11 protein-coding genes are annotated in these 13,579 nt (G+C 66.3%); 6 read left to right on the forward strand and 5 right to left on the reverse strand.

Features of this window, described 5'->3' with window-relative positions:
* Positions 1–166: 166 nt before the first annotated feature.
* Entirely contained in the window at positions 167–838 is a 672-nt protein-coding gene (locus Q8Q77_RS06295; protein ID WP_305582263.1) for a TetR/AcrR family transcriptional regulator, read from the reverse strand.
* Positions 839–917: 79 nt separating this feature from the next.
* Between Q8Q77_RS06295 and Q8Q77_RS06300 the strand changes: the two genes are divergently transcribed.
* The 3 genes from Q8Q77_RS06300 (at position 918) to Q8Q77_RS06310 (ending at position 3,875) form a co-directional block, all read left to right on the forward strand.
* Positions 918–1,238, forward strand: a complete 321-nt coding sequence (locus Q8Q77_RS06300) for a hypothetical protein (RefSeq protein ID WP_305582265.1) — start codon at positions 918–920, stop codon at positions 1,236–1,238.
* Positions 1,235–1,534 (forward strand): hypothetical protein, encoded by a 300-nt coding sequence (locus Q8Q77_RS06305; RefSeq protein WP_305582267.1) that lies wholly within the window; start codon positions 1,235–1,237, stop codon positions 1,532–1,534. The genes Q8Q77_RS06300 and Q8Q77_RS06305 overlap by 4 nt, the downstream gene beginning before the upstream one ends.
* A gap of 568 nt (positions 1,535–2,102) precedes the next feature.
* Positions 2,103–3,875: an ATP-binding protein gene (locus tag Q8Q77_RS06310; protein WP_305582269.1), complete on the forward strand. Its 1,773-nt coding sequence runs from the start codon at positions 2,103–2,105 to the stop codon at positions 3,873–3,875.
* An 812-nt stretch (positions 3,876–4,687) separates the two neighbouring features.
* Here Q8Q77_RS06310 and Q8Q77_RS06315 read toward each other — a convergent pair.
* Complete coding sequence (locus Q8Q77_RS06315) at positions 4,688–5,338, reverse strand: TetR/AcrR family transcriptional regulator (RefSeq protein WP_305582271.1); 651 nt, start codon at positions 5,336–5,338, stop codon at positions 4,688–4,690.
* A 76-nt stretch (positions 5,339–5,414) separates the two neighbouring features.
* Between Q8Q77_RS06315 and Q8Q77_RS06320 the strand changes: the two genes are divergently transcribed.
* From Q8Q77_RS06320 to Q8Q77_RS06330, 3 genes are read left to right on the forward strand one after another with little or no spacing between them, the layout of a single operon-like run.
* On the forward strand, positions 5,415–6,197 hold the full coding sequence (locus Q8Q77_RS06320) for an ABC transporter ATP-binding protein (protein ID WP_305582273.1): 783 nt from the start codon (positions 5,415–5,417) through the stop codon (positions 6,195–6,197).
* A 2-nt stretch (positions 6,198–6,199) separates the two neighbouring features.
* Positions 6,200–8,596 (forward strand): ABC transporter permease, encoded by a 2,397-nt coding sequence (locus Q8Q77_RS06325; protein WP_305582275.1) that lies wholly within the window; start codon positions 6,200–6,202, stop codon positions 8,594–8,596.
* A 49-nt stretch (positions 8,597–8,645) separates the two neighbouring features.
* Positions 8,646–8,768 carry a hypothetical protein gene (locus Q8Q77_RS06330; protein WP_305582277.1) on the forward strand — a complete coding sequence of 41 codons (123 nt, stop codon included), beginning with the start codon at positions 8,646–8,648 and terminating at the stop codon, positions 8,766–8,768.
* Between the two features lie 255 nt (positions 8,769–9,023).
* Here the strand turns inward: Q8Q77_RS06330 and Q8Q77_RS06335 are convergent, their stop codons facing one another.
* The 3 genes from Q8Q77_RS06335 to Q8Q77_RS06345 all read right to left on the reverse strand — a co-directional run bounded on the left by Q8Q77_RS06335 (position 9,024) and on the right by Q8Q77_RS06345 (position 13,560).
* The gene (locus tag Q8Q77_RS06335) at positions 9,024–9,722 is read right to left on the reverse strand and encodes a superoxide dismutase (protein ID WP_305582279.1); all 699 of its coding nucleotides are present in this window, start codon (positions 9,720–9,722) and stop codon (positions 9,024–9,026) included.
* A 32-nt stretch (positions 9,723–9,754) separates the two neighbouring features.
* Positions 9,755–10,078, reverse strand: a complete 324-nt coding sequence (locus Q8Q77_RS06340) for a hypothetical protein (protein WP_371130416.1) — start codon at positions 10,076–10,078, stop codon at positions 9,755–9,757.
* Positions 10,079–10,404: 326 nt separating this feature from the next.
* Positions 10,405–13,560, reverse strand: coding sequence for an efflux RND transporter permease subunit (locus Q8Q77_RS06345; RefSeq protein WP_305582335.1), 3,156 nt, complete (start codon positions 13,558–13,560; stop codon positions 10,405–10,407).
* Between the last annotated feature and the right edge of the window lie 19 nt (positions 13,561–13,579).

The following is a 13,579-nucleotide window of genomic DNA, read 5'->3' on the forward strand; positions in this document are numbered from 1 at the left end:
CGCCCTTGCCCACAGCAGCTGATAACGATGTCAACGCGAATTGGTATCGTTGTCAATCCCAGATAATTTAACCTTCAAATATCTCCATCAGCGGAGACTTCTGCGTGGTTGAGATCATCGGGCGGGCCGGGACGGCGGCGCTGGCGGTGTCGAGGCCCTGCCCCTTTCAGGCGCTCGGCGCTCGCGATCCATAGGCCGCAAGGAAAACGCGAACGCTGTCGACGGCGTGACGACGCAGCGCCTCCGGCTCTGGGATGGATTCATCGCCCAGCAGCATCGCGCTGTTCACGGGCTCGCCCATGACCAGCCAGTTGAAATGGGACGCCGCGGCGCGCGGGTCTTCGATTCCAAGCAGGCCCCGCTCGGTCCAGCGCGCGAACGCCGCCGCCAGGCCGGCGACGGAGCGGCCGGGGCCACCGTCATAGAGCGCCCGCCCCAGCGCCGGGAAACGGTTGGCCTCGCCGATCACCAGGCGGCGAAGTTGCATCAGCCGAGGTGTCAGCACGACCGTGAGCTGGCGCTCGGCGTAGGCCAATAGCTGTTTCTCGGGATCGTCCTGCTCGCCCAGATCGGCGATCTCGCGTTGGACCTTGTCGCCCGCGGCGCCGGTCATGCCGCCGACGATTTCGACGAACAGCGCCTCCTTGCTCTCGAACTGCTTGTAGACGGTCTGCTTGGACACCTCGGCCTGGGCGGCGACCTCGTCCATGCTGGCGCCGAGATAGCCGTGCCGAAGGAAAATCTCCGTGGCGGCGTCGAGGATCGCCGCGCGCTTGCGCTCGGAGCGGCCCGGTTCCCTCCCCGGTTCCTCACGCTCCAAAGGGATACTCGCCTTCACCATCGTCCTTCGCCAGCCTCGATTGACTTCTAGTACTGGACCGTCCAGTTCTATTCAAGACTGGAGATGGAGAGTGTCGATGAACACGATGCGCCAGGAACGCCGGACCGCGTCGTGCCGATACGGCCAGGTCGCGTTCGACGTGGCGGGCCCGCGCAACTCGCCGATGGCCCTCGAGTTCAAGGGCGGCCATTGGCTGAGTGTCTATCGGGACCGCCTGCCGGGGCGCGCGCCGCCGGTGGACGAACGGACCATGACCGCCGAGAAGCCGGAGGGCGTCGAGCTGCTGGGCGGCCTCCCCAGCTATCCGAGCCACTCCGGCAGGTTCATGTGGCGGCTGATGAAGGCGTGGGTGGCGATGGGCTTCCGCATCCCCAAGGTCGAGGGCGTGCCCGCATGACCGCTCAGTCCGACAAGGTCCTGATGGAGAACCCCAACAGCCCGGATCGTCCGGTGCGGATCGACGCCGACAAGTACAACGCCATGCGCAAGGCGATCCTGGCGGTGCTGCCCGCGGCGGCTCCCGGCCTGACGGTGGCGGAGGCCAAGGCACGGCTGCTGCCCCTCTTGCCGGAGGCGCAGTTTCCAGGCGGCGCCACGGCCGGCTGGTGGCTGAAGGGCGTGCAACTAGATCTGGAGGCCAAGGGCCTGATCGTCCGTGAGAACACCAAGCCCCTGCGCCTGCACGTGCGGTAGGGCGGCCCGGTCGGTCGGCCGCGCCGTCATAGCCGTCGCGCGATCAGGCGCCCGCGGCCAAGGCGGCGAAATCGGTATAGTGTCCCCGGATTCCAGAACGCTCTCGGTCACATCGAGAACCTGCGGAGCGACGACCGCCCCTACCTCGATGGATTGCCGATAGGATGCATCGCCACCGGCGGCGGGTGGCAGGGATGCGTCACGACGTTGTACGCACCGCGCGCCATCGCGCACGCGGTGCGAGGCTGGGCGTCGCGATCAATACAGCGGAGGTGAGCTTCGCCCCCCGAAGGCGTCTGCTCATCGGTCGCCGTCGAGGCTCAGCTCGATCTGCTCACCGCCCAGGCGGTCAGCGGCGTCGCAGGCCGGTCGGTGGCTGCACAGTAGGCCCCCTCGGGGCGCCGCGGCCGCGCTAGCGGATGGCCCGGATGTGCTTCGGCGTCTCTAGCGCTATGCCTTCCGCATGGGGGCGCTGCGACGCCATGCCGCGACACGGAACGTGGTCGCTTAACCGCCAGGTAGAACTTGCCTCCACACGGTGCTGGGAATTCGGATTGGAGTACGCGCTATGCTGCGCCTCGAGCTCGATGCGGGAATTGACGTCCAAGCCCGCGAGGGCCGTCAGACACTGCTGCTCAGGCTGTCGATCGCCGCCGTGTTCGCGATTCTGCTGGCCCTGAACTTCTCCTGGCTCGCCGCAATCGCCTGGTTCGGCGCCCTGGTTATCGCGGAGGTCTGGGCTCTGCTGTCCTATCCTCGCGGCGTCCTGGCGCCTCTGCGCCGCCATCGAATGTTGCGCCTGGCGGCCATCACGGCAACGAGCCTTGTCTGGACATCAATGCCAGTCGCCTATTGGTCGACGGGCGTTTCTGAACTTCAGATCGTCGCGGTCGCGCTGCTCTTCAGCCTGCTGGTCATCGCCCAGACCATGTCGTTTCATTCCGCCGCCACTACACTGGCATTCGGATCGATACCGACACTCACGCTCCTGATCCTGCCTTTTGTCTCGTTCCTCTCACGAGGGAAATATCTGCTGACCCTGGTTGTGGTTCTTCTTCTGGGGATTATCTATCTCGTCCTCGATATTCGCCGCAATGTCCTCAACGCCACGACACTTCGTGACACCCAGGCCGAGCTCATCGCGCGCCAGCATGCGCTCGAAGAGCAGACGGAACGCGCTGTCGCCGCGAACCGCGCCAAGACCGCCTTCCTCGCGATGATGAGCCACGAACTGCGCACGCCAATGAACGGCGTCCTGGGCATGGCCCATGCCCTCACACACACAAATCTCGACAGCCGGCAGGCTGGCCACGTGGATATGCTTTTGCGTTCCGGTGGGGGGCTGATGTCGATCCTCAACGACCTGCTAGACACATCGAAGATTGAGGCGGGCAAGCTCGAACTGGAATCGATCCCGTTTGATCTCGAGGACCTGGGTCGACGGGTCCATGAACTCTGGACGGAAACCGCCAGCGCCAAAGGCGTGCGGCTCGTGCTCGATGTCGATGAGACCTCGCCGCGCTGGGTTCTTGGAGACCCGACACGCCTAAGGCAGATCATGATCAACCTGATCTCGAACGCCTTGAAGTTCACCACCCATGGCGAGGTGCGGCTGGGGCTTCGCTCAGATCCGTCCGAGGCGGGAGGTCCGCTCGTCTTAATCAGCGTTTCAGACACCGGCCTGGGGATCAGCGAGGAGCAGAAGGCAAGGTTGTTCCAGTCCTTTGCGCAGGCGGACGCGTCGACGACGCGGAAGTTCGGCGGCACGGGCCTTGGCCTGGCCATCTGCAAGAACCTGGCGACCCTGATGGGGGGCGACATCTCGCTGGAGAGCCGCCCTGGCGAGGGTTCGACCTTCACGGTCACTCTTCCCCTGATCGAAAGCGAGGCGCTCGACGAGCCCGCCCAGGAAGAAGCGCCAATGAACATCGATGGGCTGACGGTCCTGGTAGCTGACGACAACGCCATCAATCAGGCGGTCGCCCGCGCGATCCTCGAGGCGTTCGGCGTTGCCGTAATCACGGCGGGTGATGGCGCGGCGGCCCTGGATTGCCTGAGGACGATAGCGATCGATGTCGTCCTCATGGACATTCACATGCCCGGGATGGACGGCCTGGAAGCGCTGAACCGGATCCGTGAGGGAGGCGCCGGCCGCAGGGATCAGCCGGTCGTCGCCCTGACGGCCGACGCCATGGCGGGCGTGGACGAACAGCTGTTGGCCCACGGCTTCAATGCGGTCGAACCGAAGCCGATCAATCCGACCAACCTCATAGCGACCATCGCCCGGTTGGCGGCCCCTGACGGGCAGGCGGCGAGCGGTGGCGAGGCGAAGGTCGCCTGACCAGAAGGCGATTCCTCGAAGGCGCCCGCGCCACCACAACCACGACCGGCTAGCTTCTCGGGATGAAGGCCGCCGCCTCTGCGATCTCCTGGGGCGAGGTCGCGTTATCCCGCGCATCCAGATATCTGCGGATAGGCCGAGAAGCTTGCGGAAAGCCTCTCCCTCACTCCCACTCGATCGTCTACGAGGTAAGTAACCATTTGTTTTTTTGCATATCTCTGATCACGAATATTTCAAATACCGTCACGATTTCAGTCTAAATGTTAGACTATTGATGTTTCTACATAATCTTCCGAGACAACGGACGGTTCTTCATAGAGCATAGATAGCCCATCGTAGATAATCTGGCCGCGAATGCGCATTCCAGAACACTCTATACTACGCAAGAAAACGCCAACTTACCCTCTGGATCAGTCCGCCGCCGCACGCGGGGCCGGTGGTGCTCAGAGTTTCCGGCACGAGAGAGGGAAGAAGGGCTTGCGGACTCCCTTCGACCCGCGAGCGACCGTGCTCATAGCCATGGGCCGATCATGATCGTGGATGGGCGATCTCGGGTTCGCATAGCCAATTGGCCCTTAGAGAGGCGAGCGTCCCGGTAGTGAAGGGCGCCTACTGGTCTGCTTCCTCAGATGATGGATCATTCTATCCAAGGAAATAGATCAGACCGCAGGGGGGCCGGCGGCTGGCCCTACTACATGAGCGCGGCGTCGCCAGACTGTCGGAATTCGTTTCAGCAGGCGTCACCGCGTTCGCTTGCTTCTCCACGGCTCGCACCGAGAGAGCCTTCGAGATCGATCCAGAAGCGGACTGGGCTAGGATCGGAGTAGCGTTCCAAGACCGCCCAACGCCAACTCACGGAACGCCTGGTCGATCTCTTCCGGCGTTTCCCGGGCGCCGCGGTCGAGCCACCAGGTCACCACCGACATATAGGCGCCGACCACGAACCGCACGGCGATCTCGGGGGGCGCGGCCTGGGCGCCGGACCCGTTTTCCCGCGCCGCCAACTCGGTCCGCACGAGCTCGGAGAGCAGCTCCTTGATCTTGTCGATGATGATCGGCCCGGCCCGGCCTCGCATCAGCGCACGGTAGAGCTGGTGCTGCTCCTTGAGGTGTTCGGTCATGAAGCGGCTGAACCAAAGGGTGCGCGATGCCGCGCCCTCTCCCCCGCCCGCGCTATCGCGCGCCTCGAGGAGGTGGCCGCGCAGGTGGCCGAGGCCGCGGCGCAGGAGATCGTCCTTGTCGGTGAAGTGCGCATAGAAGGTCGAGCGGCCGACATCGGCGGCCTCGGTGATGTCGGCGATGCTGATCTCGTCGTAGTCGCGCTCGACAATCAGGCCAATGAGCGCGCGATGCAGGGCGGTTCTCGTCCGTAGGGCGCGCCGGTCGCCCGTGCTCCCGGCCGCTTCACGGCGGTCCGCCGACTTTTCCCGGTCATTCCGGCCCATCCGTCTCGTAACCGACATTTGCGGCTCCGCTGTTCGTTGCGCTTACCAGACACCTGTCCACTATCACGCAGTCGTCCAGGAGTCATTGAATGCCATGGTGCACGCCAAGCCGAGCCAGCTTGCCCCTCTTTCGAGAGGCCCCGGCGCCAATCGGGACGATCCGCTCATTACGATGCGGCAGGTGGGTAAGACCTATGAGACTCCGGCCGGGACATTCGCGGCCCTGGCCGACATCGAGCTCACCCTGGCGCGCGGCGACTTCGTCGCGGTGGTGGGCAAGTCCGGCAGCGGAAAAACCACGCTGATCAACCTCCTGACCGGTATCGATCGGCCCACGTCGGGGAGCATCGACGTCGCCGGCGACGCGGTTGTCGCCATGAGCGAGACGCAGCTCGCGGCGTGGCGCGGCAAGACCGTCGGCCTTGTCTTCCAGTTCTTCCAATTGCTGCCGACCCTGACCATCGCGGAGAACGTCATCCTGCCCATGGATTTCTGCGCCACCTATCCGGTGCGCGAACGTCGGCCCCGGGCGCTCGATCTGCTCAGCCAGGTCGGCATCGCCGACCAAGCCGACAAGCTCCCCGCGACGCTGTCGGGCGGTCAGCAGCAGCGCGCGGCGATCGCGCGCGCGCTCGCCAACGACCCGCCACTCCTCGTCGCCGATGAGCCGACCGGAAATCTCGATTCTCATACCGCCGACGAAATCCTCGCGCTGTTCTCCCGGCTGGCGGCGGGCGGGACCACCGTAGTCATCGTCAGCCATGAACGCGACGTTGCAGCGATCGTCGACCGCACGATCGTCCTCGTCGATGGGCGGATCGCGAGCGACACCGCCAGCGCTCGCGCGCGGGCCGTTCCGCAGTCCGCGGAGGCCTGAGAATGGACACGAGATGGACGAAGACGCGGCGCGACCTCACCGGCTATGGCGGACGCGCGCTGGCGCTCCTCATCGCGCTGTCGGTTGGCATCTTCACGGTCGCCACGATGCTCGGCGCGTACGGCGTCGTCAGCCGCGAGATCGTGGTCAACTACGCCACGACCAACCCGGCGTCGGCGACGATCGAAGTCGACGCGGTCACGCCAGCCGTCCTCGCAACCGCGAAGGCTTTCCCGGGCATTGCCGCGGCGGAGCCACGAGCGGTGGTCGAGGCCCGCGCCAAGGTCGGCGACGAATGGATGCGCATGCTTCTCTTCGTCGTGGACGACTTCGACGCGATGCGCCTCAATGTCTTCACTCGCGACTCCGGCGCCTGGCCGCCGCCGACCGGGGGCATGCTGATCGAGCGGCAGGCCATCGGTTTCCTGAAAGTGCGTGAAGGCGGCGTGGTGACGCTGCGGATGCCCCACGGTTCACTGCGGACGGCGCCTGTCTCCGGCGTCGTTCATGACACCACGCTTGCGCCGGCCTGGCAGGAGCAGACCGGCTACGGCTACATCACGCGCGCTACGCTCGCCGGCCTTGGGGAACCGCCCGTCCTCGATGAACTTCGGGTCCTGCTCGATGGCGATCCGATGAGCACGGCCGTCACCGACGCCAAGGCGCTGGAACTCGCCAAAGCGCTTCAGACGCAAGGCGTCGAGGTCCACAGCGTCAAGGTCCCGCCCCCGGGGCAGCATCCGCACCAGGGCCAGATCCTGATCAGCCTGGGCATGTTCCTGACCTTCGCAACCCTGGCGCTGCTGTTGTCGGCGATCCTCGCCGCCGCAGTCCTGAGCGCCATCCTGGCGCGCCAGGTTCGTGAGATCGCGATCATGAAGGCGATCGGCGCGCGGAGCCGACAGATCGGCGCGATGTATGGCGTGCTGCTGCTCGTCCTCGGCGGCGCGTCGCTCGCCGTCGGCCTGCCGTTGGGGATCGCCGCCGCGAAGGGCCTCGCCCAAAAAATGGCCGACACGATGAACTTCACCGTGACCAGCTCGGCCATTCCCGGATGGGTCTACGCGGTGCTGATCGGCGCGGGCCTGCTCCTGCCGCTGCTGGTTTCCCTGCCCACCATCGTGGGGGCGAGCCGCAAGACCGTGCGCGAGGCGCTGGGCAGCTTCGGGGCGGGCGGATCGTTCGGCGCGCGACGTTTCGATCAAGTGCTGGCGAGGTTCGGCGGCGTCCCACCGCCCTATCTCCTGGCGATCCGCAACATGTTCCGCCGGCGCGGCCGCCTCGTCCTCGCCCTAGTGCTGCTCTCGGCCGGCGGTGGTGTGTTCATCACGGCGTTGAACGTCCGCGACGGCTGGCGGGCCATGGCCGACCACGTCACGACCGACCGCTTCTACGACGCCGATTTCCTGCTGAGCGAAGCGGTCCCCATCAGCCGGATCGAAGCCGCGCTCGCCGCGGTCGAGGGTATCGATAAGGTCGAGGTCTGGGGATACAGCCAGACGGCGTTCGCGCAACAAGGCCGTATCGACGTCATGCGGACCTATCCCGATCGCGGGCACGGTGGCTTCACGCTGTTCGGCGTGCCGCCGCAAACCAAGATGATCCGGTTCCCGGTGATGCAGGGACGCTGGCTGGCCAACGACGATATCGACGCCGTCGTCCTGACCCCGAAAATGCTGGCCCAGATCCCGGCGGCCAAGATCGGCGACCGGGTCCTGCTTTCGATCGCTGGGCGGCCGACCGCGTGGCGGATTGTCGGCCTCGTCCTCGAGGTCGGCGGCGGCGGCGCCTATGTCAGCCGCGCAGGCTACGCCAAGGCGTCAGGCTCCGAAGGAATGGGCAGCGACATTCGCGTGATCGCCCGAGCGGGCACGGCGCAGGAACGCGCCCGCGTCGTCCGAGCGGCCGAACAGGCCCTCGATTCGGCGGCGATCAGCGTGGAGCGAAGCATGCCGCTTGAGCGACTGCACACCGCCATGATCGGCCATGTGGAGGTTCCAGTGGCCATGCTGGTCGCCGCCTCGGTGCTTCTCGCCACGATAGGCGGGCTCGGCCTGGCTTCCATGATGACGGTCAACGTCCTCGAACGCACCCGCGAGCTCGGTGTCATGAAGGCGCTCGGCGCCACGCCGGCGGTCGTTCTCAAGGTCATCGTCACTGAGGGCGTGCTCATCGCCGCGATCAGCTGGTTCCTGGCTCTGCTGGTGTCCTTGCCGCTGACGCGGGCCGTCGGCCTGATCGCCGCCGGGATGTTCGGCGCGCCGTTGCCGTTCACCGTTTCGGTCTTCGCCGCAGCGGCCTGGCTTGCGCTGGCGCTGGTCATCGCCGTGGCAGCCAGCGCGGCGCCGGCGTCGCGCGCCGCACGCTTGGTCGTGCGCGAGGCGCTCGCCTACGAGTGACATCGGGCGACGGCGGACGAATTTGATGCTGCAGCAAAGGCGCGAAGACATGAGACGTGGGATCGTGATCGGACTGGTGGTGGTGGCCGCCGTGGTGGGGCTCCTCTACACGGCCCACGCCATGGATTTGGTGGGACTGCTACTGCGCATGCATGCGCCGCCCGTCCACTGAGGACACTCGCCTCGTTCAATGCGGAACCAAGCCTGGTTGGGTAAGGTGCAGCAGCACACCGATCGCCGAGGGTGGTCAAGAGCACCGGAATGACCCCGGCCTTGAAACGGAATACGGCGATCGTGGCGGCAAGCGTCAGGACCAGAGAGGCGAGATTCACGCTCGAGAGCATCGGTACGTCGAAGTTCAGGCCGAACGTGCGCACTTCCCGAACCTCGCGAAAAATCATGTGCAGCCCGAACCAGATCGCCGCGTCTAGGCCGCCGCCTTGGCGAACCGTTCGTTGGCGCCATGCCAGCTGAAGGCCTTCATGAAGGCGTCCACATAGGCTCCGGCCTTGGCGCCGTAGTCCAGGTGATAGGCGTGCTCGTACATGTCGAGCACGAGCAGCGGCGCGCCATCGGCGAGTGTCATGGTATGATCGGCTGCCCAGGTGTTCACCAGCCGACCGTCATGGCGGCTCCAGGTCAGGATCACCCAACCGGACCCGCCGCCCAGCGCCTTGCCCATGGCGGCGAATTCGGCGGTCCAGCGGTCGCGGCTGCCGAAGTCTCGCTCGATCGCCTGGGCCAAGGACGGGCTCGCCGACGCGGCCGGACCGAAACCCGCGAAATAGATCTCGTGCAGGATCATCGAGTTCCACGCGATCAGCTCTTCGCGTTTCAGGCCGTTGACCAGGTAGCCCGGCGACGACGCCCAATCGAGCTTACCGAGCTCGCCGCGAATGGACCCCAAGCGCTTTACGACGCCGACATAGTTGTTGTCATGGTGGCTGACCAACAGCTTCTCCGACAGGCCCGGCACGGCCTTGGGATCGAACGGCAGCGGCCTCGGCGTGAAGCCGGCGGGGGCCGTCGCGGGCGCTTGGGCCGTGGCCGTGGCCGTGCTCGCTGCGGCGCCGGCGATGGCCAGCCCGCCCAGCAACAGGCGGCGGTCGATGGAAGGTCGGCTCATGTGGCGCTCCGGTGGGGCTTGGGTGCGGTCGTTCAGGCGTTGATGGCGCGCGCTCGCCGCGCTGCTTGGAGCCGCTTGAGCAGGGTCTCGGCCAGGGCGTCCGGCGCCTCGTCCGGAATGGGAAAGACCGAGCTCACATTGATCTCGCAGAGCACATAGCTGTCCGCGCCGTCTGAAGTCTTGGGTCCGAGCGGGAAGTCGGCGCCCCATATCAACGGCAGATCCGACGGCTGACTCCCGAGCAAGTCCGCCAAGCCCGGTGTCCATTCGTCTTCCATCACGCCGCGCAGGGCCTGGAAGCGCTCGTCGGAGGGTCCCGAATATGGCGGCCGTCTCATAGAGCGTGAAGTCGCCATGCTTCAGGATCGCGCGCGGTTGAAGGGATGCAGAGTCAGGTGGCTGGGCTTGCCCAGTCCTGTCAATCGAGCGCGGGGGCGTGTCGGCAGCGGGGTAGACGGCATGGAAGATCCCTGAAAGTCGTAGGTCATGAGTTGGCGCCCAGAGCGGGGTCGAGGGGCGATTCGCCGGGGTTCAGCCCAACCGGGTTCGCTCGAAGGGCTCTGCTGGGTTTGCCGCTGGCCCGGGCGCGCAGCGCGTGGACGAGCGCCACGCTGATCGCAGGCAGGACCTGACGCTGATAAAGCCCGAAGGCTGGAGCGCCGGCGAAGGCGAAAGCCGGACATCAGGCGACCGCCTCGACGACCTGCGGAGCTCCGCGGCCGAAATGCTGATGCACGAGGCTGTAGAGCGCCGGCAGCACCAGAAGGGTCAGGATCGTCGAGGAGATGAGCCCGCCGATCACGACGGTGGCGAGCGGCCGTTGCACCTCGGCGCCGGCGCCCACATTGAAGGCCATGGGCACGAAGCCGAGACTGGCGACCAGGGCGGTCATTAGCACCGGCCGAAGCCGGGTCAGAGCGCCCTCGCGGATCGCCTCGTCGAGGGGCCGGCCGTCGGCGATGAGGTTGCGGATGAAGCTGACCATGACCACGCCGTTCAGCACCGCCACGCCCGAAAGGGCGATGAAGCCGATCCCGGCCGAAATCGACAGCGGTAGGCCGCGCAGCAGCAGGGCCGCCACCCCGCCGGTGAGCGCCAGGGGCACGCCGGAGAAGACGATCGCGGCGTCCTTGATCGAGCGGAACAGGGCGTAGAGCAGACCGAAGATCAACAGCAGGACCAGGGGCACCACGAGCTGCAGGCGCTTGGCCGCGGAAATCAGCTGCTCGAAGGTGCCGCCATAGGTGACCCAGTAGCCGCTTGGAACCTCGACCTCGGCCCCGACCTTCTGCTGCACCTCGGCGATGAAGGATCCCAGATCGCGGCCGCGCACATTGGCGGTGACCACGACGCGGCGCTTGCCGTTCTCGCGGCTGATCTGGTTGGGCCCGATTTCGACCTCGATCTTGGCGACATCGGCAAGCGGCACGAAGCCACGCGGCCCCTCCCCGCCCGCGGCGAGCGGAATGCGCAGCCGACCGATCTCGTCGACATTGCGCCGGATGGCCTCAGGCAGCCGCACGACGATGTCGAAGCGCCGGTCGCCTTCGAAGACCTGGCCGGCGACAGCGCCGCCCAAGGAGGTAGCCAGCACGTCCTGGACGTCCTGGACATTGAGGCCCAGCCGCGCGAGCGCAGCCCGGTCGGGCGTGATCTGCAGCACCGGCAGGCCCGTCACCTGCTCCACGCCCAAATCGGCCGCGCCGTCGATGCCCTCCACGACGTCTTTCAACGCGTTGCCGATCTCCAGGAGCCGGTCGAGGTCGTCGCCGAACACCTTGACGGCCACGTCGGCGCGCACCCCCGACAGCAGTTCGTTGAACCGCATCTGGATGGGCTGAGTGAACTCGTAGTTGTTGCCCGGGATCTGGGCGACGGCGGCCTGCAGTTCGGCCACCAGCTTGGCCCGAGGCTTGCGGGGATCGGGCCAGTCCTCGCGATCCTTGAGGATGATGAAGGTGTCGGCGACGGACGGCGGCATGGGGTCGGTGGCCACCTCGGCGGTGCCGATCTTGGCCACTACGCGTTCGACCTCAGGAAAAGCTTTGATGCGGGCTTCGAGCGCCGTCTGCATCTTGATGGCCTGGCTGAGGCTGGTGCCGGGGATGCGCAGGGCGTGCATGGCGATGTCGCCCTCGTCGAGGTTCGGGATGAACTCCGAGCCCATGCGGCTCGCGGCGAAACCCGCCACCGCCACCAGCACCACGGCGCCGGTCACGAAGGCGGTGCGCAGCCGAAGCGCGGTGTCGAGCGCCGGCTGATAGAGCCCGCGCGCGCCGCGCATGACCGGGCTCTCCTTCTCCTCGACCTTGCCGGTGACGAAGAGCGCCACGGCGGCCGGGACGAAGGTGAGCGACAGCAGCATGGCCGCGGTCAGGGCCATGACCACGGTGATCGCCATCGGGTGGAACATCTTCCCCTCGACCCCGGTCAGGGCGAAGATCGGCACATAGACCAGGGTGATGATCAGCACCCCGAACATCGAGGGACGGATCACCTCGTCGGTGGCGCTCGTCGCCAGGCTGAAGCGCTCGTCTTGGGTCAAGACCCGGCCCAACCGGTGTTGGGCCTCGCCGAACCTTCGCAGGCAATTTTCGACGATGATCACCGCGCCGTCGACGATCAGACCGAAGTCCAGCGCCCCCAGGCTCATGAGATTTCCCGAGACCTTGGATTGCACCATGCCGGTGATGGTCAGCAGCATGGAGAGCGGGATGATCGCTGCGGTGATCACCGCGGCCCGGATGTTGCCGAGCAGCAGGAAGAGCACCACGATGACCAGCAGCGCGCCTTCCAGGAGGTTGGTCGCCACGGTCTTGATGGTGCGGTCGACCAAGTCGGTGCGGTCATAGATCGGGACGGCCATGACGCCAGGCGGCAGGGCCTTGGCGGCCTCCTCGAGTTTGGCGGCCGCGGCGCGCGCGACCGTGCGGCTGTTCTCGCCCACCAACATGAAGACCGTGCCCAGCACCACCTCGCGGCCGTTCTCGGTGGCCGCCCCGGTGCGCAGCTCCTCGCCCATGGCGAGATCGGCCACGTCGCCGATACGGATCGGCACGCCGCCGCGATTGCTGACGATGACGCCCTTTAGATCCTCGAGGCCGGTGGCCTGGCCCGGCACGCGAACCAGATACTGCTCCCCGAACCGTTCGACATAGCCGGCCCCCACATTGGCACTGTTGGACTCCAGGGCCTCGATGACATCGGTCATGGTCAGGCCATAGGCCGACAGCCGCTCCGGCAGAGGGTTCACGTGATACTGCCGCTCAAAGCCGCCGATGGTGTTGACCTCGGTGACGCCGCGGGTGTTACGCAGTTGTGGGCGGATCACCCAGTCCTGCAGGGTGCGCAGGTCTTCGGGCGTATAAAGCCTCCCGTCCGGTCGCCGCGCGCCGGGCTTGGCCTCGACGGTGTACATGAAGATTTCGCCCAGGCCGGTGGCGATGGGACCCATCTCCGGGGCGATATCGGCCGGCAGTTGGCCGCGGGCGACCTGCAGCCGCTCATTGACGAGCTGGCGGGCGAAATAGATGTCCGTTCCGTCCTCGAAGACGGCCGTGACCTGGGAGAGCCCGTAGCGGGAGACTGAGCGGGTGTACTGCAGCCCTGGGACGCCGGCGATGGCGGTCTCCACGGGAAAGGTGATGCGCTGCTCGGCTTCGAGCGGCGAGAAGCCGGGCGCCTCGGTGTTGATCTGCACCTGGACATTGGTGATGTCGGGGGTGGCGTCGATCGGCAGGCGCTGGAAACTCCAGACGCCGATGGCTGCTGAGAGCAGGACGAGGGCGAAGACCCCCCATCGAAAGCGGATCGAGAGCGCGACAACCCGTTCAAGCAAGGCGGGCCGTGCGACGATC

The organism is Phenylobacterium sp., assembly GCF_030698145.1.
In the GTDB taxonomy this organism is placed as follows: Bacteria; Pseudomonadota; Alphaproteobacteria; order Caulobacterales; family Caulobacteraceae; genus Phenylobacterium.